Annotated in this window: 16 protein-coding genes and 1 tRNA gene; 9 read left to right on the forward strand and 8 right to left on the reverse strand. The window is 48.4% G+C overall.

Annotated elements, in window-relative coordinates:
• The first annotated feature begins 42 nt into the window (after positions 1-42).
• Both AACQ84_RS01180 and AACQ84_RS01185 read left to right on the forward strand, forming a co-directional pair.
• The gene (locus AACQ84_RS01180; protein ID WP_012305871.1) at positions 43-1317 is read left to right on the forward strand and encodes a valine--pyruvate transaminase; all 1275 of its coding nucleotides are present in this window, start codon (positions 43-45) and stop codon (positions 1315-1317) included.
• Positions 1318-1455: 138 nt separating this feature from the next.
• Complete coding sequence (locus AACQ84_RS01185) at positions 1456-2676, forward strand: PDDEXK-like family protein (RefSeq protein ID WP_012305872.1); 1221 nt, start codon at positions 1456-1458, stop codon at positions 2674-2676.
• Here AACQ84_RS01185 and uvrC read toward each other — a convergent pair.
• The gene (gene uvrC / locus AACQ84_RS01190; RefSeq protein ID WP_012305873.1) at positions 2664-4535 is read right to left on the reverse strand and encodes an excinuclease ABC subunit UvrC; all 1872 of its coding nucleotides are present in this window, start codon (positions 4533-4535) and stop codon (positions 2664-2666) included. The two genes, AACQ84_RS01185 and uvrC, sit on opposite strands and share 13 nt — an antisense overlap.
• Before the next feature lie 132 nt (positions 4536-4667).
• Positions 4668-5708, reverse strand: coding sequence for a hypothetical protein (locus AACQ84_RS01195; RefSeq protein ID WP_049761540.1), 1041 nt, complete (start codon positions 5706-5708; stop codon positions 4668-4670).
• A gap of 49 nt (positions 5709-5757) precedes the next feature.
• Between AACQ84_RS01195 and AACQ84_RS01200 the strand changes: the two genes are divergently transcribed.
• From AACQ84_RS01200 to AACQ84_RS01215, 4 genes are all read left to right on the forward strand, one after another.
• Positions 5758-7275, forward strand: a complete 1518-nt coding sequence (locus AACQ84_RS01200) for a SagB/ThcOx family dehydrogenase (protein ID WP_012305875.1) — start codon at positions 5758-5760, stop codon at positions 7273-7275.
• 37 nt (positions 7276-7312) lie between these two features.
• Positions 7313-8236 (forward strand): ABC transporter ATP-binding protein, encoded by a 924-nt coding sequence (locus AACQ84_RS01205; protein ID WP_012305876.1) that lies wholly within the window; start codon positions 7313-7315, stop codon positions 8234-8236.
• A gap of 73 nt (positions 8237-8309) precedes the next feature.
• Positions 8310-8382: transfer RNA gene (locus AACQ84_RS01210), tRNA-Ala, on the forward strand.
• 275 nt (positions 8383-8657) lie between these two features.
• The gene (locus AACQ84_RS01215; protein WP_012305877.1) at positions 8658-9257 is read left to right on the forward strand and encodes a superoxide dismutase; all 600 of its coding nucleotides are present in this window, start codon (positions 8658-8660) and stop codon (positions 9255-9257) included.
• Between the two features lie 104 nt (positions 9258-9361).
• Here AACQ84_RS01215 and AACQ84_RS01220 read toward each other — a convergent pair whose 3' ends face one another.
• Together AACQ84_RS01220 and AACQ84_RS01225 are read right to left on the reverse strand one after the other, a co-directional pair.
• Positions 9362-11074: a glycosyltransferase family 39 protein gene (locus AACQ84_RS01220; RefSeq protein ID WP_012305878.1), complete on the reverse strand. Its 1713-nt coding sequence runs from the start codon at positions 11072-11074 to the stop codon at positions 9362-9364.
• A 47-nt stretch (positions 11075-11121) separates the two neighbouring features.
• Positions 11122-11583 (reverse strand): pentapeptide repeat-containing protein, encoded by a 462-nt coding sequence (locus tag AACQ84_RS01225; protein ID WP_012305879.1) that lies wholly within the window; start codon positions 11581-11583, stop codon positions 11122-11124.
• Between the two features lie 382 nt (positions 11584-11965).
• Between AACQ84_RS01225 and AACQ84_RS01230 the strand changes: the two genes are divergently transcribed.
• A complete protein-coding gene (locus AACQ84_RS01230) occupies positions 11966-14788 on the forward strand; it encodes a cation-translocating P-type ATPase (protein WP_049761697.1) in 2823 nt (940 codons plus the stop codon).
• A gap of 95 nt (positions 14789-14883) precedes the next feature.
• Positions 14884-17058, forward strand: coding sequence for a glutamine synthetase III family protein (locus tag AACQ84_RS01235; RefSeq protein WP_012305881.1), 2175 nt, complete (start codon positions 14884-14886; stop codon positions 17056-17058).
• A 97-nt stretch (positions 17059-17155) separates the two neighbouring features.
• On the opposite strand, the gene cysK is transcribed toward AACQ84_RS01235, so the two are convergent.
• Positions 17156-18115, reverse strand: a complete 960-nt coding sequence (cysK, locus tag AACQ84_RS01240) for a cysteine synthase A (RefSeq protein ID WP_012305882.1) — start codon at positions 18113-18115, stop codon at positions 17156-17158.
• A gap of 173 nt (positions 18116-18288) precedes the next feature.
• Complete coding sequence (locus AACQ84_RS01245) at positions 18289-18657, reverse strand: DUF2237 family protein (protein ID WP_012305883.1); 369 nt, start codon at positions 18655-18657, stop codon at positions 18289-18291.
• Positions 18658-18907: 250 nt separating this feature from the next.
• Between AACQ84_RS01245 and AACQ84_RS01250 the strand changes: the two genes are divergently transcribed.
• Positions 18908-19783 carry a GIY-YIG nuclease family protein gene (locus AACQ84_RS01250; RefSeq protein ID WP_012305884.1) on the forward strand — a complete coding sequence of 292 codons (876 nt, stop codon included), beginning with the start codon at positions 18908-18910 and terminating at the stop codon, positions 19781-19783.
• Between the two features lie 147 nt (positions 19784-19930).
• Here the strand turns inward: AACQ84_RS01250 and ppsA are convergent, their stop codons facing one another.
• Both ppsA and AACQ84_RS01260 read right to left on the reverse strand, forming a co-directional pair.
• Positions 19931-22432, reverse strand: a complete 2502-nt coding sequence (gene ppsA, locus AACQ84_RS01255; protein WP_012305885.1) for a phosphoenolpyruvate synthase — start codon at positions 22430-22432, stop codon at positions 19931-19933.
• A 297-nt stretch (positions 22433-22729) separates the two neighbouring features.
• Complete coding sequence (locus tag AACQ84_RS01260) at positions 22730-23059, reverse strand: 2Fe-2S iron-sulfur cluster-binding protein (RefSeq protein WP_012305886.1); 330 nt, start codon at positions 23057-23059, stop codon at positions 22730-22732.
• Positions 23060-23115: the final 56 nt, after the last annotated feature.

Raw genomic sequence — 23115 nt, forward strand, 5'->3', positions numbered from 1 at the left:
GGTAAGATGAAAAAGTTCAATTTTCAGGCCATTTAAATAACAATGTCTCAGGCACCTCTGTTATCGAAATTTGGGACGCAGATGTCGCGTTTAACCGGCGTGCGGGCGATCATGAAAGACATCATCGATACCCTAAAAGCAGGGGCAGGCCAAGATTTTATTAACCTCAGTGCGGGCAATCCTGTAATTATTCCCGAAGTGGAACAGCTCTGGCGCGATTGCACCAATGATCTTCTTAATAGTCCGGAATATGGGGAAGTGGTTTGTCGCTACGGCTCATCCCAGGGCTATGAACCCCTCATTGAGGCGATCGCCACCGATTTTAACCAACGCTATGGCCTGAACTTAACGGGCGAAAATATTCTCATCACCCCCGGTTCCCAGTCCCTCTATTTCCTCGCGGCCAATGCCTTTGGTGGATATGATCATGTCGGCCAACTGAAATCGATCATTCTTCCCCTCAGCCCCGACTACACCGGCTATGGGGGCGTCAGTTTATACCCAGAGGCCATCCGCGCCTTTAAACCGAGTCTCGACATTGATCAGGTAAATCACCGCTTTAAATATCGCCCCGATTTTAGTCAGCTCAATATTGATGAAAATACGGGCTGTGTAATTTTCTCGCGCCCCTGTAATCCCACGGGAAATGTCCTCAGCGACGAAGAAGCCGAAAAGATTGCTGATCTGGCTGCCGTCCATGATGTGCCAGTATTTATTGATTCGGCCTATGCCCCGCCCTTTCCGGCCCTGAATTTCACGGAGATGAAACCCCTCTTTGGCGGTAACGTGATCCACTGCCTAAGTCTTTCTAAAGCGGGCTTGCCGGGAGAACGGGTAGGGATTGCCATTGGGGAACCGCGTTTTATCGGAGTTTTACAGGCCTTTTTAACCAATGCTTGCATTCATTCGTCGCGCTATGGTCAGGCGATCGCCGCCCGGGCGATCCAATCGGGAGCTTTGGCAAATATCGCCGAAACGGTGATCCGACCCTACTACCAAAACAAGATTCAAATCCTCGAAGCGGCCTTAGATCGGGCGATGCCTAAAGATGTGCCCTGGTATCTCCACCGAGGGGAAGGGGCGATTTTTGCTTGGTTGTGGTTTGATGAGTTGCCGATGACCGACTGGGAACTGTACCAAGAACTAAAAGCAGTGGGCGTGATTGCCGTGCCCGGCAGTCCCTTTTTCCCTGGTCTCCGGGAAGACTGGCCTCACAAGCAGCAATGTCTCCGCATTAGTTTGACAGCCACGGACAGTGAGATTGAAATGGCAATGGAACGATTAGCTAAGGTAGTTAAAAAAGTTTATGCGAAGTAAAAAATCGGGAGCGGAGCGCTAAAATTCCTATCCCCGCCGCGAGCGGACGGGGCATTACGGAATTTTTCCTTTGGAACGCACTACCGCTCTAACACTTACGCCCCAAGGAGCGGGGAATTCACCCTGAGAGATTAAAAAATGCAAGATCAGATCATAAACCTTCAGAAATTCGTTGCCAATAACTACGATTTAGAAAAATTAGAAGCCCAACTCAACGAATTCAATCCCCTTAAAGTTCTTAAAGTCGATCAATATGAAATTCGGCATTCAAATATTCTTGCATGGCTTTTGACACCAAATGAAAATCATAAATTAGGCTACGCTTTTTTAAAGAAAATCTTAGCTGAAATTATTGTTAATAATGAAAATATCGATACTTCATTATCTGTTTTTGATATCGAAAAATTATTTTACACAGATTTTGAGATTCGACGTGAGTGGAAAAAAATCGACATCCTGATCATCAGCAATGAAAATAAAATATGCGTCCTAATAGAAAATAAGGTTCATAGTGGCCATTCAAAAAGTCAACTGCAAAAATATCTTGATATTGTAGAGAAAGAATATACAAATTATCGAATTATTCCTATTCTTCTAACAATAGATGGGGAAGAAGCATCCCATGAGAAATATGGAGTCTTATCCCACCACCAAATACTGACAACCCTCAAGTTTGTCGTCTCACTGCAGAAAGAAAATATCAGTGATAAAGTTTATGATTTTATCTATTACTACCTTAAAACTCTGGAACTGCTTACCATGGAAAATTTAGAAGTCAAGAATTTATGCAAGCAAATTTACAAAGATCATAAAGAAGCCTTGGATTTAATTTATGAATACAAAGAAGACACCGAATTTGAAGATTCTGCACGTGAATTCATTCAAAGCATTGATGTGGAAGAAATTTTTATCAACGGAAAAAGTGCTTGGTTTATTCCCAAAAAACTGAATGATTCTTTGGGGAAGACTTTAAAAGGAGCAGGTGAAGAAAAATGGTGTAATAATTTACCCTTTGCTTTTTGGTTTCCTGCACAAAAAGATAAAATTGGAATCATCATTGAAGTTAGACCTTTCGATCTTCCCTCTTTAAGAACAGCTTTCCTCAAACATTTAAGGAATCATGGTTTCGACAAAAAAATTGATGGTTTCAATGAAATTTCTGATCGATCTTTAAGGCCTGAAGCAAGATATACGCGGATTTTTTCTAAATATTCAAAATTTGAGGAGTGGGATAATAAAGAAAGTATCATTCAGAAAATGGATAATCTGTATCAAAGTAAAGTAGTGTGTCAAGCAGCAGAAAATATACTAGAAGCCTGTAAGACTTTTAATTGGTCTCCAGAGCCTTATGAAGGGTGAAAGTAATCGTAAATCTCCTGAGCGAGGTGTGACCCAATCCCTTTGACCTCAGCGATTTGTTCGGGTTTGGCTTCCCGGAGATAGTCGAGGGAGTGGAAATGGGCCAGAAGTTGTTTTTTGCGGTGGTGGCCTAAACCAGGGATGTCATCCAATTGCGATCGCCTGCTGGACTTGAGACGCTGTTGGCGATGGAAACTGACCGCAAAACGGTGGGCCTCATCCCGCACCCGGCGGAGAAGTTGAATGCCAGGCTGTTCCTTTTCACTTTTAAGGGGATTGGATTCGTAGGGTAGATAGACCTGCTCTTGTTTTTTGGCGAGGCTAATCACATTTAATTTATCGGCGAGGTTGAGTTCCTCTAAAACTCCCATGACTGTGGATAATTGGCCTTTCCCGCCATCAATCATGATCAAATCGGGGCAGTCTTTTTCCAAGCCTTTTTTAAAGCGCCGTCGCATAATTTCCGCCATGCTGGCAAAGTCATCGGAGCGGCCAATGTGAATCTCAGGATTTTTAATTTTGTAGTGGCGATAGTCCTGTTTGGCAGGAATGCCGTCGATAAAAACCACCTGGGAGGCCACCGCATTCGACCCCTGGATGTGGGAAATGTCATAGCCTTCGATGCGTTTGGGCAATTCTGGTAAATCTAAGAGACTCGCTAAATCTTCGAGGGCCGCTAAATTCTTGGTGGCGGTGCGTTGGGTGCGGCTTAGTTCGTATTGGGCGTTGCGTTCTACCATCGCGATCAAATCCGCCTTCAGTTGCCGTTGGGGTTGGCGGATTTGCACTTTATTGCCCCGGCGATCACCCAGAAACTTTTCAAGCCATTCCTGGTCTCGGAGGGGGTATTGCACCAAGATTTCCGCCGGAATTTCCACCCCGTCCACGTTTGCATAGTGGGTTTCCAAAACGTGCTGGAGGATTTTGCCATACTCCACTGTTAAATCTGGCCCCAAATTTTCTGGTAAGGGCGTAAAAAAGCCTAATCTTCCCACCAGTCGCCCCGCCCGTACTTGAAAAAGTTGAATCGCACAGTGATGTTCATCGGCAGCCAAGGCGATCGCATCCCGGGACACCCGATCATCCGGTAAACTCACCTTTTGATCGGCATTGAGCGCACCAATTGCTTTGATTTGGTCGCGGATTTGGGCCGCCTTTTCAAACTGGAGATTCTCTGCCGCCTGGGCCATCTGGGCCGTCAAGGTTTCAATCAATTCTCCGCTGCGCCCTTGGAAGACCATCGCCACCTTTTGCACCGTCTGTCGATATTCCTGGGGGGAAATCAACTGCTGACAAACCCCCGGACAGCGGCCAATATCGTAGTTCAAACAGGGTCGATGTTTAAACAGCGGTTGTCGCCGTTGCCGCAGCGGAAAAATCCGTTTCATTAAGCCCAGAGTATGCCGCAGTAACCTTGTGTCCACATAGGGGCCATAGTAGCGATCGCCTTTGCTGCCGATATGGCGTTTGCGGGTAATAAAAAAACGCGGATAATCTTCCGACCAGGTGATGCACACATAGGGATATTTCTTGTCATCCTTGAGCAGCACGTTGTAATAGGGCTGGTGCTGCTTAATCAGGTTTGCTTCGAGGGCCAAAGCTTCCGCTTCCGTATCCGTGACAATGAATTCAATGTCCGCCACCTGCTGCACCATCATTTCGATGCGGGGCGAATGCAAGCGGGCATCCCGAAAATAAGACCGCACCCGATTCCGCAGGGTTTTGGATTTGCCAATGTAGAGAATATCTCCCTGACGACTGTGCATAAAATAAACCCCAGGCTCCGTTGGAATTTCCCGGAGACGTTGTTGCAATCGCTCAGGATCTTGCAATAAAGGCACTGAATTCAAGGTAGCCATGGCCAAGACAAGACATTGTTGAGGGGAGTTTAGAAATTGTAAGCAATTTTCCATCAAGACAGCCCCGACACAAAAAACGAGGCCTCCCTGGGAAGGTCTCGCCGTTAATTGTTTCCCAGTGAAATGGGCCGTTTACAGACTCGTGTTGGAGTTGATGGTTACGGTGCCATCGGGGGTAACAGTCACAACGCTTTCAATGGTGTAGTCAACGGAGCCGGGTCTACGCCCCTCGAAGGTGAACGTGTAGCTCCCATCGGCATTTAGTACATAGGGAGACTCATTGGGATTGCCGTGCATTGCCGGTTCAGCCCGGTAGTTATTCAAACCGCCATTTTCTTGTTCAGCAGCTTGACGGGCGAGGTTCTTCGCCTGATTGAGATCAACAATAGTCGCGCCGGAATCTACGGTACTGTCACTGGTACGCACGTCGCCATTGTAAAGAATCTGGGTACTCCCATCCGTCAGCACCTTGACCTCTGTTTCGTAGGTGTAATCAAGGGATTCGGGACGGCGGCCTTGGAAGGTAAAAGTATAGCTGCCGTCACCATTGCTAACGTAGGGAGATTGCTCTGCTAGACCATGCATGGAGGGTTCAGCGCGATATTGACTCAGACCACCATTCTCCCGTTCAGCAGCTTGGCGGGCGAGGTTCTTCGCCTGGTTGAGGTCGAGGCTCGCCGCAGCGATATTGGTGCTGTTGAAATTATCAGAGCGAATTGGCCCGTTGTAATCAATGGTTGCGGTGCCATCGTCAGCGACAGTGACGACGGTTTCGTAGACATAATCCGTGGATGCCGGTTGCCGTCCCCGGAAGGTGAAAGTATAGCTGCCATCGCCATTGTCCACATAGGGGGACGCCAAGGGATCACCATGCATGGAAGGTTCGGCCCGATATTGACTCAGGCCACCATTGGCATCCTCTGCGGCTTGGCGGGCAAGATTTTTCGCTTGGTTAAGGCCAAAGGCAAGGGTAAGATTTCCTTGGGCCAGGAGGGTCTGGGCTTGGTTGGGGGAGGGAGCAAGCAGGATGCCACCACTACTGAACAAACCAAGTAGCAGCATCGATCGTAAAGCAGTGATTTTCATAGTCAATAACCGAAAACTCCAAAGGGTGATCGCCTTGCCTTTCATGCTACCTAAAGAAGCGATCGCCGGGAAAAAAGTTTCCGTCAAGGGGGAAGCAAGGGGGATAATGGAAGAGTTTTCTTGCTTTCGGGAAAAAATGAGCCGATCTTTAGCCCTCTCAGCCCATTATCACCAACGCACCAAATACGATCCCCAAACCCTTTCCAAGCGGGGCAAATCCCTAGACTGGTCCCAGCAGCCGAGTCCCTTCAAAGGCTACAAAATTGGCACCAGTTACGATCTCAAGCCCTATTTAGAACTTGACCGCAATGAGCCCCAATGGGAAAACCTGTCCTATCTACTATTGTTGAGCTACGGGCTGACCGCCAAAATTCCGACTTTTGGGGGAGATTTTGTTTACCTCAGAACGGCCCCTTCGGCGGGGGGTCTGTATCCGGCGGAACTGTATCTCATCTCCCGGGGCACTGAATTGCTCCCGGCGGGCCTTTACCACTACCAGCCCCAAACCCATACCCTATTGCGCTTTTGGGATAACCACTGTTGGGTCGATCTCCAAGAAGCTTGCTTTCGCCATCCGGCCCTCGAAAAAACCCAACTCGCGCTAGTAACGACAGCAATTTTTTATCGCTCGGCTTGGCGCTATGAAGCCCGGGCTTACCGTCGCATTTTTCTAGATACGGGCCATTTGCTAGGCAATGTGAACCTGGCGGCCACAGCCCATGGATTTCGCCCCCATCTCATCGGTGGGTTTAGCGATCGCCTGATGAATCAACTCCTCTATCTCGACGGTGAAACAGAGGCCGTGACCAGCATTATGGCCCTCAATCCACAACCCCAAGCAACCAGTCACGGCAAAACCGCCTTACCCTCCCCGGTGTCCTTCAATTACCCTGATTTGGCAGAGGACGAGCTACTCAAAGCCCTCCATGAAGCTTCGATGATTCAGGCCAAGTCTTCGGTGCCCCCCCACCAACCGAATCTGTTAGAAGACAAATATAATTTTCCATTTTGCCTAAAGGTTTCCCTCGCAAATACTGATGCCGAAAATCGTTATCGTCAGCGCATTGACTGGGGCGAAGACCAGGAGGATTTAGAAGAAACCCTGTTAAAACGGCGCTCGACCCGGGCCTACACCGGGGAAGATCTCACCCTCGAAGAATTGCAACTGATACTCCACTTTACCTATCATCCTGAGGACTATGGAGAACAGGGTCTACTAGGCGACCCGGACTATTTTGACTTGAGTTTGATCGAGACCTTTGTGGCGGTTTCTGGGGTAGAAGGCTTAGAGGCGGGTTGCTATTACTATGCGCCTAAGGCCCAGGCACTGCGGCAAATACGCTTTAAAAATTTTCGCGAAGAGTTGCATTACCTTTGTTTAGGTCAAGATTTGGGTCGGGATGCGGCGGCCTTGGTTTTCCACACGGCAGATCTAGGGGCAGCAGTCAGTCGCTATGGCGATCGCGCCTATCGATACTTACACATGGATGCAGGCCAATTGGGACAACGTTTAAACCTTGCCGCAATCCAGCTAGACTTGGGGGTCAGTGGCATTGGAGGCTTCTTTGATGATCAAGTCAATGAGGTTCTCGGCATTCCCGATGATGAGGCGGTGCTCTATGTCACAACCCTCGGTGTACCAGAGCAAGGCTAAATTACAGCATTAAGATTGGGAAAAAAGGCGATCGCCTATGTTGAAAATTAACAACCTCACAAAATCCTATGGCCAACGCCCGGTGCTCCGGGGCCTCGATTTGTGGATCGACACCGGGGAAATTTATGGCCTCCTGGGGCCGAACGGAGCCGGAAAAACCACAACCATCAATATCCTGTGTAATTTACTCCAGGCCGACGGTGGTGCCATTGAAATTGCCGCTTCTCCCCTTTCTGAGGCCACGAAAAAGATTATCGGTGTCGCCCCCCAGGAAAATTTGCTCTACAAAACCCTGACCTGTGCGGAAAATCTCCGGTTTTATGGTCGCATCTATGGGCTGTCGAAACAGGATTGTCAGGCGCAGATCGGCGCTTGTCTAGAGGCTGTAGGACTTGGCGATCGCCACGGTGCTCCTGTCGAAACCCTCAGTGGCGGGATGCAACGGCGGATGAACATTGCCATTGCCCTGATGCACCGACCCCAATTGCTGATTTTAGATGAGCCGACCACGGGCCTAGATATCGAAACCCGCTATGAAATTTGGCAACTGATCCAGCGGCTCCGGGATGAAGGCATGACAATTTTGCTGACAACCCATCTTTTAGATGAAGCCCAGCGACTCTGCCAGCGCATTGGCATTCTGAAAGGGGGACAAATTATCGCCGAGGGGACGCTTCCGGAACTACGCCAACGGATTCCCGCCAAGGAAGTTGTCCTGCTGCAAACGACGGACAGAGAAGGGGCGATCGCCAAAGGCACCGCCGCCGGCTTTACCCAACGGGACTATGGTGGCGATCTCGCCTTTTGGCTACCAGAAGCCTTAGAACTTTCAGACATTCTCGATATTTTTCAGGGCATTCCCATCGATTCCATTGCCCGCCAAGGCATTCAGCTCGAACATATCTATGTCGAAATCACCCAAAACCACCAGCAAGCCGTCCCCGAAGCCCAAATGAGCTAGGGTGAGCCAAAACTTTTTCCCCCAAAGCTTGACAAGCCTAAAATAGTTAGGGCAATATATTATCCGTGCCTAAGGGGGTATAGCTCAGTTGGTAGAGCGCTTGCATGGCATGCAAGAAGTCACCGGTTCGAGTCCGGTTATCTCCATCGAAAAAACTATCTTCAGAAAATCAAAGACCTCTGGTGCCCAATCGCCCAGGGGTCTTTTGTCGTGGTGCATTGTGCCCAACTGTCGCAGTAAAAATCAGGTTTTGGCGATCGCCCCACAGCGGATCAGGGTGCGGATGTCTCTACCCAGGGTCGGTAAATGTTCATGCTAAGATCTCGATCAGTACGTTCTACGAACAACTCTCACTTCAGAATCTTCCTGAGATAGGAAATCTCTGAAGCATCCTGCAAACTCCAACGAGGAAAACACCACCATGGGATACGAACTACCTTCATTACCCTACGATTACACTGCCCTCGAACCCCACATCTCGAAGAGCACCTTAGAATTTCACCACGATAAGCACCATGCGAGCTACGTCTCCAAGTACAACGATGCCGTAGCTGGCACCGACATGGATAGCAAAAGTATCGAAGACGTAATCAAAGCCGTAGCTGCAGATCCCGCCAAAGCAGGTTTGTTTAATAACGCTGCCCAAGCGTGGAACCACAGCTTCTACTGGAACTGCATGAAGCCCGGTGGCGGTGGTCAACCCACTGGTGCCCTCGCCGACAAAATCAACGCCGACTTCGGTAGTTTTGATAAATTCGTTGAGGCTTTCAAAACCGCTGGTGGCACCCAGTTTGGTAGTGGTTGGGCTTGGCTCGTCCTCGACAATGGCACCCTCAAGGTCACTAAAACCGGCAATGCTGGCAACCCCATGACCGAAGGCCAAACTCCCCTCCTCACCATGGACGTTTGGGAACACGCCTACTACCTCGACTACCAAAACCGTCGCCCCGACTACATCAACACCTTCCTCACCAGTCTTGTGAATTGGGATTTCGTGGCGGCTAACCTCGCAGCGGCCTAACGTCTTGTTTGAATCCTAAGATTCATTTGGTTTTTCAAAATATCTAACTTAACTGACAAGGGACTTACCATGGGTAGGTCTCTTTTTTTTTGGTGATGGGGAAATTAATTAGAAGAAGGATCGCAAAAATACAAACGATAGCGATATCCGGTCACTTTTTGCCTTGCTTCTGGTTGCAACGGACAGATGGATTCTGGGGGCGCAAAATGGGTATTAAACATCAAGATCTGGGTTGGTGTCGTGAGCTGAGTCGCAGTTTCAGCAAGGACTTTGGCGGCTGTATCCTGTTTGAAAAAGTTATCGAGAATTAAAAACCGAGGTTGCAGGCTGGGATCGAGGTGATGCAAAGCCCAGGCAAGGCCCATCTGGGTGCGGGTTACGGCAATTTCATAGTAATGGGTCGCAAAAATTTGAGGGTCATTCCAGTCTAAATTTTGTTGGAGGATTTGGGCGATCGCCTGATTATTTTCGGGCTTTCGGTAGGCAAGATCGACATTGACACACAAACTACTTAAACCCATTAAACCCACAATCATTAGGGCACTGAGACGACAATTTTGGGGCCAGAATAACTTAGAACAGGCAATATTTTTTCCCATCTGCGCCAGGAAAAATCCCAATAGAATCGTTAACGCCGGGAAATAAATGAAATGGTAGCGAGGGGCTAGGGTAATATCCAATTTCAGCACATAGGTAATACCAAGAATTGTGACCAGATTCGCAAGAATAATACCTGTGAAAATTTTGACTTCTAATTGCGCCCAGCTTTGTTGAAATGCCGCTGTCAGATTAGGAATAAACCAGAGCAAAATCAGCAAAAGGGCGATCGCCGCGGCCACCACTAACCAAGTTTGATCTGCTTCGATGGGTAGCATAAAAATCATCCCCAAGGCCCACCCCAAGGAACGGAGCGGTGGCAGCAGATTTCCTAACCCCCAACCGTAGTCTTGATTGAGCCAGGAAGTCAGTTCGTCATTATTTTGGCTCTGCCAGTGGTTGAGCAGCAGAAAAACGACAATTGCCGAGGCGATCGCCCCACAAAAAATCCGTTGCCAATAGCCTGGGAAAAAGATTTTTGCAAGAGATTTTTGGTGCCAATTTTTTCTTAAATCCTGACCATAACAAAAGAGTAAAACGAGTCCTTCCGCAAAGAGCGATAGCACCATGAAATAATGACTGGCTACCCCTAAAGTATTAACGATTAGCCAGCCTAATAACACTTGAAACGGAATTTTGTGCGACCGTTGTTGAGCTTGGATTATTTTCGCAACGCATCCATAGGACAGGGTCATCCAAATCATGGCCAGGGTATAGTGACGGGCCTCCTGGGAAAGATAAACGGCGTAGGGGGACAAGGCCATGGCGATCGCCCCACCGTGGGCCGCCCATTTATTTTTAAAAACCCAGGCACTCACCCCGAACACCACCAGAATGAGTAAAACCCCAAAAAAAGCAGCAGGCGATCGCCCCACAAAAATACTGATTAATTCCCCGTCTGTACTCCACAAATCGAGCCAGAGGTGGGTCAGCCAGTAGTATAAAGGCGGATGGTTACTCTCACTGAGGAGCATCTCGCTGACTATCGCAAGATTCGTGCCAGTTTCATAGCGGAGTGGTGTCAGGAGAAGATCTGCCGCAATCAACTGGTCTAAGGGAATCTCCCGGAAACCATGGCCCAAGCTAAAGACTAAAGTGGCCCACTCATCTCCCCACACAGACTTAAGGGTGAGGTTCCAGAAGCGCAATAACGTTCCTAACCCCACCCAAATGCCGAGTAGATAAAAATCTTTCTGAGAAAATATTCGGGAGCTTGCCATGGTGCCTTTCGCCGATCAGTCTTGAAAGGACAATAGCAGATTACTCTTTATTGTTGTTCGGGCAATTCAAAGTCTTCGTAGCTACCACCAACGCTGATATCGGTATTAAACAATTCTGCATCGGTTAAGGTTAAATCTTCCATCACAGCCCCAAAAACATGGGTGTCATACATCCGTGCTGCGGTGAAATTTACCCGGTTGATTCGGGCATAGTTTAAGACCGCATTGGTGAGAAAAACATCGGTAAAGTCGGCCCCAGAAAGGTTCGCACCCGTTAAGTCGGCTCCTTCGAGGTTGGCCCCTTCGAGGTTGGCATAACTGAGGTTCGCATCCCGCAGATCGGCCCCAATTAAGTGCGCTTCCCTGAGATCCGCGCCAATGAGGTTACAGCCTTGGCAGGCACCCGTTTCCAACAGACGTTTTACGTGGTCTGGGTTTTCGCCCCTAGCTGGCTTGGCGATCGCCAAGAGCATTGTGAGGGTTGCGAGGGCTAATAATAGGCGTTTCATATTTTATTTCCTCCTGCCAATTTTGCACAAAACCGAGCCAGTTTTTCGACGGTCTTTTTGTTGCCTAGGTCATCGGCTTTCGGCGGGTACTTGTTCACATCATTGGAGCTGACATCACAGTCGATTATTGCCCCAAAAAATTTAGTGAAAAATCAATTCTGATACAGAATACAAAGTCCCTTACTTTTATTATTTCACAACTTCTATTGCCTGCTTGACTCTCGCCAAAAGCCGTTACATTTTGTCTTGCTACTGTCGAAAAATGGCCGTTACTAATAGTATAACAAAAATTCATAATTTTTGCCAGTGTAAAGCAATATTCGAGCGATAACCTTTATGATTACGGATAATATTTGAGCGATATTTTTTTTGGATTGTGATTGTGAGTGATCTCCACGAAAAGACTTCTTTACCAGACCCAGCGGCCCCTTGGCACCATCAGGCGATCGCCCATGTCCTCCAAGTATTTCAAACGGATGAACAACAGGGCCTAGAAAGATCGGAGGTAGAACGACGTCAACAGTTTTATGGCCCCAATGAAATCGAAGCTGGTCGGGGGCGTAATACTTGGGAAATTTTTCTCGATCAGTTTAAAAATGTGATGCTGATCATGTTGATTGTCGTGGCCCTAATTTCTGGGGTAATTGATTTTGTAGAACTCCGTGCCAATGCCTTACCGGAAGGAACGGTTCCCTTCAAGGATACGATCGCCATTATGGCCATTGTGGTTCTCAATGGACTGTTGGGATTCATGCAGGAAAGTCGCGCCGAAAAAGCCCTGGCCGCTCTCAAGAAAATGTCTTCTCCCCAGGTGCGGGTGTGTCGTGGGGGGCAATTTTCTGAAGTCAAAGCGGCCCAGTTGGTGCCCGGAGATCTGATGTTTATCGAAGCTGGTTCCCAACTCAGTGCCGATGGTCTCGTCCTCGAAGCGGCCCAGCTCCAAGTGCGCGAGTCAGCCTTAACCGGAGAAGCCAACCCCGTCACCAAAAGGATTTGTCCAGTGGGGCTCGCAGCGGATACGCCCCTAGGCGATCGCCAAAATATGGTTTTTTCAGGCACAGAAGTCCTCCAAGGCCGGGGCAAGATCTTGGTCACTGCCACTGGAATGAGCACCGAGCTCGGCAAGATTGCCCAAATGCTCCAAAGCGTCAAAGCTAGCCAAACCCCTCTCCAAAAGCGGATGGCCCACCTCGGCAAAATTCTAGTCACCGGCTCACTTATCCTCGTGATTTTGGTGGTGGTTTTTGGTAGCCTCCAGGTGGGTAATTTTAGTCGCATCAAAGAATTAATCGAAGTTTCCCTGAGTATGGCCGTGGCCGTCGTCCCAGAAGGATTGCCCGCTGTAATTACCGTTACCCTTGCCATTGGCACCCAGCGCATGGTGAAACGCCAGGCCCTGATCCGAAAACTACCTGCCGTTGAAACCCTTGGTTCTGTCGATACCATTTGCTCCGATAAAACGGGTACCCTCACCCAGAACAAAATGGTGGTACAGCGCCTAGAAACCCAAGACCAGTCCCTCCGGGTTACCGGGGAAGGGTACGCCCCCATTGGCGAATTTTTGTCCCAGGATCAAAGCCTCAATCCAACTCAACATCCCGAAGTGCAGCAATTATTACGGGCTTGTGTCCTCTGCAATGATGCCGTTTTAAAACAAGACGACCAGGATTGGCTGATTATTGGTGACCCCACAGAAGGGGCTTTACTGAGTCTGTCTGGCAAAGGGGATCTATTTGCTGAAGCTCTCCAGAAAGAATGGCCCCGCTTGGGAGAATTTCCCTTTTCCTCGGAACGCAAACGTATGAGCGTTATTTGCGCCACGCCAAACCCTGACCAAGCTGAATCAACGGCAGCTTATTTGCTCTGCTGCAAAGGTTCGCCGGAGTTGGTGCTAGAGCGCTGTCAAATGTACCAAGCCGCCACGGGTGTTTTGCCTCTCCAAGCAGAAGATCGGGCCGCGATTCTCCAGCGCAACAATGAAATGGCCCAGGCAGGTTTACGGGTTTTGGGCTTTGCCCAACGTTGTTTAACCCATGTACCAGAAGCCCAAGCCGAGACAAATGCGGAACAGGAAATGGTTTGGCTGGGCCTAGTGGGGATGATGGATGCGCCCCGTCCGGAAGTCAAAGAGGCCGTGGCGAAATGTCGCGCCGCCGGGATTCGGCCCGTGATGATCACCGGTGATCACCAACTTACGGCTCAGGCGATCGCCCAACAATTGGGCATTGCGACCCCAGACGCCAAGGCCCTCACAGGGTTAGAGCTTAGTAAACTTTCCCAGGTCGATCTAGAAGCCATGGTCGAAACCGTGAGTATCTATGCACGGGTGGCTCCAGAACATAAGTTGCGCATCGTCCAGGCTCTCCAAAGTCGCGGTAAATTTGTCGCCATGACCGGAGATGGGGTTAATGATGCCCCCGCTCTCAAGCAAGCTGATATTGGCATTGCCATGGGAATTACAGGCACTGATGTCAGTAAAGAAGCCAGTGACATGGTGCTCCTTGATGATAATTTCGCCACCATTGTCGCTGCCACCGAAGAAGGCCGGGTCGTTTACACGAATATTCGTCACTTTATCCAATACATTCTCGGTAGCAACATTGGCGAAGTAATTACCATTGCCGCTGCTCCCTTGATCGGTTTATCGGAAGTGCCCCTCATTCCCCTGCAAATTCTCTGGATGAACCTTGTCACCGATGGTTTACCCGCCCTGGCCCTTGCCATCGAACCCGCTGAACCTGACGTGATGCAACGCCGTCCCTTTAATCCCCAGGAAAGTATTTTTGCGCGGGGGCTAGGCGCTTATATTTTGCGCATTGGCTTGATTTTCTCCGTGATCAGCATTGCCCTCATGGCCTATAGCTACAATGCCCACCCCGATAATTGGAAAACCATGGTCTTCACGACCCTCTGCCTTTCGCAAATGGGCCATGCGATCGCCGTGCGCTCCCGCACCCAACTGACCCTAACCAGTAATCCCCTAAGGAATCCCTACCTAATTATTGCCGTGGCCGCCACAACAATCCTCCAACTCATGCTGATCTATGTCGAACCCCTACGGCTATTTTTCGATACCCAACGTCTCTCTGGCCAGCAACTGTTAATTTGTTTGGGGGTCAGTACCCTACTCTTTGTTTGGGTAGAATTAGAAAAACTTGTGATTCAGTGGTATTGGGCTTGGAAAAATCCCCCAAAAAGCAGATGAAAAAAACAAAAGTGAATTCGATTTCTGTATAGATCTTATCTGTTTTTAGGATTAGTCTTGGGTAGTATGGTGCGGTTAGATCTACGGAAAAACCTATGACTGGAAACGCCGCCCGTGTTCAAGCGATTCAGCAAATTACCAATCGTACCCCCATCAAGTGTGAACCGCCCATTAAGCTCGAAGAAGCTTGGGCTACTAATGTTTTTGATCTGAGTAAGATGCAGGCCAGTCTCCCAAAGGCCGTCTTTAAATCTATCAAAAACACCATTACTTCCGGTGAAAAGCTAGACCCTTCCGTGGCCGATGCTGTGGCAACAGCAATGCGTGATTGGGCCATGTCTAAGGGCGCTCTCTACTACGCCCACGTCTTCTACCCGATGACCAACCTCACCGCAGAGAAACACGATGGTTTCGTCTCTGTCCAGAGCGATGGAAAAGTCATCTCCGAATTTTCCGGTAAGGTACTGGTACAAGGGGAGCCCGATGGTTCTTCTTTCCCCAACGGTGGGATCCGTGACACCTTTGAAGCACGGGGTTATACGGCTTGGGACGTGACCAGTCCGGCCTACATCATGGAAACCGAAAATGGTTCGACCCTTTGTATTCCTACCGTTTTCGTCTCCTGGACTGGGGAAGCACTCGATAAAAAAGTGCCCCTACTGCGCTCCATCGATGCCATGAATAAGGCAGCCCAGAAAGTTTTAAAATTGTTGGGTCACACCGAAATCGCCCGGGTCAATTCCAGTTGTGGGGCAGAACAGGAATATTTCCTCGTTGACTCTAACTTCGCCCACCAACGTCCGGATCTTCTCTTGGCTGGTCGTACCCTTTTTGGTAAGTCTCCGGCTAAGGGCCAAGAATTTGATGATCATTACTTTGGGGCCATCCCTGAGCGGGTACAAATCTTTATGCAGGATGTGGAAGCGCAACTGTATAAGCTCGGTATCCCCGCAAAAACCCGTCACAATGAAGTGGCACCGGGTCAATTTGAAATTGCGCCTGTGTTTGAAGCGGCAAACGTGGCCAGTGATCACCAACAGTTGATCATGACCACCCTCAAAACCACGGCGAAAAAGCACGGTTTTATGTGCTTGCTCCACGAAAAACCCTTTGCCGGGATCAATGGTTCTGGTAAGCACGTGAACTGGTCTGTGGGGAATGCAACCCAGGGTAATCTGCTGGATCCGGGCGATTCTCCCCATGACAACGCTCAGTTCCTCGTCTTCTGTGGGGCGGTAATCCGTGGTGTCCATAAGTTTGGACCTTTGATGCGGGCGGTAATTGCTAATGCCAGTAACGACCACCGCCTCGGTGCCAATGAAGCCCCCCCAGCCATTATGTCTGTGTACCTCGGTTCTCAGTTGGAGGAAGTTTTTGAGCAAATCAAAAACGGCACTGTTTCTGAGTCGAAGAAGAAAGGCGTTATGGATCTCGGTGTGGCGGTACTGCCTGAGCTGACTAAAGATGCGGGCGATCGCAACCGGACTTCCCCCTTTGCCTTTACCGGAAACCGTTTTGAGTTCCGGGCTGTGGGTTCTAGCCAGTCTGTGTCTGGGCCTTTGGTGGCGTTGAATACGATCCTCGCAGATTCCCTCGGTTGGATTGGCGATCGCCTCGAAAGTGAATTGGCGAAGGGATTAGAAATTAGCGAAGCCATTCTCACGGTTCTCAAAGAAATCATGAACGACCATGGTTCTGTGATCTTTGGTGGCAATGGCTACTCCGAAGAATGGCACCGTGAAGCCGTTCAAGAACGTGGTCTCCGGAATTTGCCCACCACTGCTGATGCCCTACCTGTGCTCAAGGAAGATGAAGTAGTCGCCTTATTTGACCAGCTCAAGGTTCTGACTCCCATCGAACTCGAAAGCCGCTTTGAAGTTTACGCTGAGCAGTACATCAAATCCATTGAAGTGGAAGCCAAACTGGTGATGAACATGGCAAAAACCATGGTTTATCCCGCCGCTGTGGAATACCTGTCCAAGTTGTCAGGCACGATCACTGCCCTCGTGAATCTCGGCATTTCCCTCGAGAAGAAAAGTGCAGAAACGGTTTCTAGTCTCACCAATGGCCTGATGGCTGCCACCGAAAAGCTCAGTGCTGCCTTTGAAAAAGAAGATTTTGCTTCTACAGAAGAGCATATGCACTATTGCGCGAGCACCATTCGCCCTCTGATGGATGAGGTTCGTAGCTACGCAGATCTGTTGGAAAATGAACTACCAGACAGCTTCTGGCCCCTGCCCACTTACCAGGAAATGCTGTTTATTAAGTAGATGATTCGCCTCGATTGAGTCAATCATTAAATAAAATTCAAAATCCCTCTATGTCCTCTAGCGATGTAGGGGGCTTTTATTGTGTGAAAAAACGAGTTCAAACCGAATGAATCACGTTGGCAGGGAGATCCTGATAAAGGGGAGTACTCAGGTATCTTTCCCCGTAGCTTGGTTGGATCACAACAATGAGTTTGCCACTGTTTTCTGGACGTTGGGCAACCTTGATCGCAGCACAGAGGGCGGCCCCCGTTGAAATGCCCGATAAAATACCTTCTTCCCTAGCTAAGCGACGGCCAAAATTAATCGCGGCTTCGTCGGTTACCGTCACCACTTCATCAATGATGGTTTGATTGAGCACACTGGGGACGAAACCCGCGCCGATGCCTTGGATTTTGTGGGGGCCGGGTTTACCACCAGAAAGTACGGGGCTATTGGCTGGTTCAACGGCGATCGCCTGGCATTCGGGCTTATATTTTTTTAGCACCTCGGCGATTCCGGTAATTGTGCCACCGGTACCAACTCCAGCAATGATCATATCGACTTTTCCCTCTGTATCTTCCCAAATTTCGAGGGCTGTAGTTTTGCGGTGGGCATCGGGGTTCGCCAAATTATTAAACTGCTGCAACATATAGGCATTGGGCAGGGTATCGACGATTTCCTGGGCTTTGGTGATACAAGCACTCATGCCCGCATCCCCAGAGGTCAGTTCGAGTTGTGCTCCATAGGCGAGGAGCATGGCCCGTCGCTCCATACTCATGGTTTCTGGCATCGTCAAAATTAACTGATAGCCTTTGGCGGCAGCGGCCATCGCTAGGGCAATGCCTGTATTCCCGGAAGTCGGTTCTACCAAAATCGTTTTACCGGGGGTGATTTCCCCAGCGGCTTCGGCAGCTTCGATCATATTGACGCCAATGCGGTCTTTAACGGAGGCGGCTGGATTCATCCCTTCTAATTTGATCACAACCTGGGCAACACAATTTTCCTGCTCAGGAATACGATTTAACTGCACAAGGGGCGTTTTTCCTACTAATTCGGTAATGTTCTTGGCAATTTTCATGGTGGGTGAGATTGTGCCGCTAGGGGTGAAACAGAATGGCGAACCGATGTTCATTATAGATGCCGACTCCCCTGAAAAGATGTTCCTTCAACTGTTTGAGAAAATTTGGGGTAATCGGCCCTTGGTTTAGGGGCAGAGACTGGCCTGAATTGGAGGCAGTAATCCAAGCTCCGTTAGGAAACCAAGGCGTGGTGCTGTAGATCTTTGAGGCGAACAATTTCTAGGGCTTTAGCATGGGTGGCTTCGAGATGAACTGGAGGCGCAACACCAACCTCAAAGGCTTCTTGCCAGCGGGCAGCGCAGAGACACCAGCGATCGCCAGGTTTGAGGCCAGGGAAATGGTATTGGGGCACGGGGGAACTCAAGTCGTTGCCTTGGTTTTTGGTGAATTCCAAGAAAGCTGGCGTCATTTTTGCACAGACCACATGGCGGCCAAAATCATTCGCGCCAGTGGTGCAGCAGCCATCTCGATAAAATCCAGTTAAGGGGTCGGTACTGCAAGGCTGGAGGGCAGTTCCTAAAACGTTTTTTGCGTCTGTCATCGGGGTTAAAAAAATCCTCGTTGCAAGGGTGGACAATTCCAATGATAACGACCGACACGACGGGTAACGCAGATTAGGCCATAGGAAAATCCCCTCCCCAATCTAGTGATTGGAGAAGGGAAAGCCAAGGGATTTGACCGAGGAATCTAGCGGCCAAGTTTTTGTTCTAAAGCGGCGATCATCGTTTATTTTTAGTTTAGTAATTTGAAGTTTTTCAATATATTTGGACAAATAAAAGGAGTATCACAGCATGAAAATTAGTGCAGAAATCGAAAAACTATCTTTTGTCGAGTGGTCGGACTTAAGGCAGCTTCCAAATTGTCCAGCTATTTACTTTGTTGTTGATTCGAAAAATATCATTCAATACATTGGTCAGGCAAAAGATTTAGAAAAAAGGTGGAGAAACCATCATCGTAAGTTTCAATTGGATCAAATCAATGAAAAATATCCAATTAGATTATATTGGATTATTTTAAATCTAGATGATTTAAAAACTGCGGAAAAACATTTTATTGAGAAATACAAACCATTACTCAATTCTACAATTGTTGAAACACCTGAAGTTATTCCGTCTGAAGTTATTTTGAAGCAGTTGTTGCGAAAAATTGCACGTAAAATCTGTGTTATTGGGATATCTGAAAATCCTAGTAGTCGCTTAAAGACAGTTTATGCTAAATTCGACGCTCAAAATTGTACAAAAAAAGGAGCAGCGGCAATCATCAAAAAGTTTCAAGCAGAAAATAAAGGTTCTTCTTTAAAAATAAAAAAAACTAAATATGTAAGCAAAATCTATGGCGAAGTTTATCGTGTTGGCAGTAGAAAAGCACGTAGGCAAGCATTAGAAAATCGCACCTATAATAATCATTGGGAAATCGGATGCAATGGCGTAATAATTGACATTACTCCAGAAAATGGTCTGCATCAGTTGGCTTTCTTTAAAGAGAGAGCTATTCCTTGGAAATTGGCAAATGTCACCATTCGCGCATTGAAATCTGAAGATTTTTTAGAAATACAAGAAAAAACTCTTATCTCACATTATAAATGTCAAGAATTATCTCCAATAAACATCAATATTGATCCTATTCCTATTCTGTGGAAGAACTGGGAGTCTAAACTTAAAGAATGAATTTTATAATTCAGTTCCAATAATACCGACCGACAGGACTGGCAATGTAAATTGAGCTATTGTATTGGGCCGTAGGAAAATCCCCTCCCCAAGACGGTGGTTGGAGAAGGGACATTAATACGGGATAAAAAGATTCAACCTGTAACTCTATCGACCGAGTTTTTGTTCTAAAGCGGCGATCGCCAACTTAGTTTTGAGTAAAGAATCAGGGTTCAAACTGATGGAATCAATGCCCAATTCAACGAGGAATTCAGCAAATTCTGGATAATCAGAGGGAGCCTGACCACAGATACCAATCTTGCGACCATATTTTTTCGCCCCTTCGATCGCCATGCGAACCATGCGTTTTACCCCTTCATTCCGTTCATCGAAAATGTGGGCAACCAGCGCAGAATCGCGATCCAAACCTAATGTTAATTGGGTTAAATCGTTGGAGCCAATGGAGAAACCGTCAAAGACTTCACTGTACTCATCCACGAGAATCACGTTAGAAGGCAATTCGCACATCACATAAACTTGCAGCCCATTTTCCCCACGGCGGAGGTCATGTTTTGCCATTTCAGCGAGGACGCGGCGACCTTCTTCTGGGGTGCGGCAGAACGGAATCATCGGAATAATATTCGTTAGACCCATTTCATTGCGGGCAATCTTAAAGGCTTCGCATTCCAAACCAAAGGCTTCAGAATAATTGGGATCGTAGTAGCGGGAAGCACCACGCCAGCCAATCATCGGGTTTTCTTCCGTCGGTTCAAATTGACGACCGCCGAGCAGATTTGCATACTCATTGGATTTGAAGTCGGACATTCTGACCACAACCGGATTCGGATAGAATGCGGCGGCAATCATGGCGATGCCACTGGCTAATTTGTCCACGAAGAAATCAGCTTTATTTTCATAGAGATGGGTCAATTCCGCGATCTCTTTTTTCACCATCAAATCTTCCAATTCATCAAAGTGGATGAGGGCTTTGGGGTGGGCTTTAATATGGTTGGCAATGATGAATTCTAGGCGAGCTAAACCAACACCATCGGCAGGTAAAGGCGACAGCGAAAAAGCCTGTTCGGGGTTGCCCACGTTCATCAAAATTTTAGTCTTGGTGGTGGGCAGATTTTCAAGGGATGTTTCTTCCACTTCAAACTTCAGCAGACCTTCATAGATCTTGCCGTCTTCCCCCTCACAACAGGAGGCGGTTACGTCTTGACCGGATTTCACCAAGGTCGTGGCATCACCGCAACCTACTACGGCAGGGATACCCATTTCTCTGGCAATAATCGCAGCGTGACAGGTGCGTCCGCCTTGGTCGGTGACGATCGCCGAGGCTTTTTTCATGATCGGTTCCCAATCGGGATCGGTGCGGCGGGTGACCAGCACTTGACCGGGTTTGAAGAGCTTAATTTGATCCACATCAAGGATTACGTTGGCTTCCCCCTGACCGACCATTTCCCCAACGCTGCGACCGTGGGCAATGACGCTACCTGTTTCTTGGAGCTTGTAGGTGCGGATCACGTTGGCAGCTTTCTGGGATTGCACCGTTTCCGGACGGGCTTGGACGATAAAGAGTTCACCCGTTAACCCATCCTTTGCCCATTCAATATCCATCGGCGTGTATTGACCCCGGACGTTGGAATAGTGTTCTTCGATGGTGGTTGCCCAACGGGCGAGGGTTAACACATCTTCGTCGCTGACACAGAATTTGTTTTGCAAGGCTTCGGGAACATCAACATTTTTCGTGAGCTTGGCACCGTCGGCATAGATCATCTTGATCTTCTTGCTACCGAGCCGTCGTTCGAGAATCGGTTTGTAACCATCCTTGAGGGTCGGTTTAAAGACGACAAATTCGTCGGGGTTGACTGCGCCTTGCACCACGTTTTCACCCAAACCATAGGCTCCGGTGATAAATGCAGCATCTTTAAAACCGCTTTCGGTATCGATGGAGAACATCACGCCGGAGGTGGCGAGATCGGAGCGCACCATTTTTTGGACACCGACGGACAGGGCCACTTCAAAATGATCGAAGCCGTTGTGCTGCCGGTAAGCGATCGCCCGATCCGTGAACAGCGAAGCAAAACATTTATGGCAGGCTTCGAGAACGCCCTTGACACCGTGGACATTCAGATAAGTTTCCTGCTGTCCCGCAAAACTGGCTTCCGGCAAATCCTCTGCCGTGGCACTGGAACGTACCGCCACATCGACGTTGTGGGCACTGTCTTCGCAGGCTTGTTTGTCTGCCCCCTCAAAGCGATCGCAGACATCAGATTTAGCCCCATAGCGCTCACATATTTTTTTGTAAGCAGAGGCGATCGCCACCTGGAGATCCTGGGGGAACGGCGTATTTAAAATCAAAGCTCGTGCCTGCCGCCCCCGTGCTTGGAGATTGGCCACATCATCCGTATCCAAGTCTGCAAACAATGTCCGCAACTTTTCCTCTAAGCCCGCAGATTTAACAAAATGCCGATAGGCGTGGGCCGTCGTCGCAAATCCGCCTGGAACATTGACCCCCTGGGGCTGTAACTGCTGAATCATTTCCCCAAGGGAAGAATTTTTGCCGCCAACCAGACCCACATCCAGGGAACCAACCTCCTCAAACCACAAAACGAGCGCTTCGGTTCTCGCATCAGAAGCCGTAGCCGTGTTAAGAGTGCTAACCATAACGATAAAAACTCCTTAATCATCCCTCTCCGTACACCTCGATCCTAAAAGACTTAAAATGAGCCCTTTACAGAAATGAAATATATCCTTACCTTTCACTTCTGTTTAATGAAAAAACATCAAGAAAAACAAGCTTGATGTTGCCTAAAAAGACAATATTTTTTTCTTATCTTTATTTAAGATATTTTTAACCTTTTCAAGATATGTCAAGGGGCTTTAAAAAAGAAAAAGACTAGGTTTTTCCCAGTCTCGCCGCCCAAATTGATTGGTTTTTATCAATATTGATCAAGGTTGCAATCAGTCACTGACCACAGTATCCCCCTGGCCCCAGAAGCCATCATATTTTTTGACAGTAATATCCCCTTCTACGCTAACTTGGCAAGCCAGACGCCGTTCTTTGTCTGGGTTATGGGGCGGGAGAGAGAGGCGCGTTTTTTCTTTCCAGCTCTGGGCTGAAACAGGGCCAGTAATTTCGACAGCACAGGTGCCGCAGGTACCAAGGCCGTGGCAATTGATAGTTTTTGCATTGCCATTGTAAAGACTAATTTTGTTGGCTAGCAGAACTTTACGTAAATTATCGCCTTGATTGCAGGTAATGGTTTGATTTCCGAAGGTGATAGTCGGCATGGTTGGTGTTTTCTCTCATTATCTCAATGATGATTGCTTCTATGGTGCCATACTTT

Origin of the sequence: Picosynechococcus sp. PCC 7002 (assembly GCF_963860125.1) — a bacterium.
GTDB lineage: Bacteria > Cyanobacteriota > Cyanobacteriia > Cyanobacteriales > MRBY01 > MRBY01.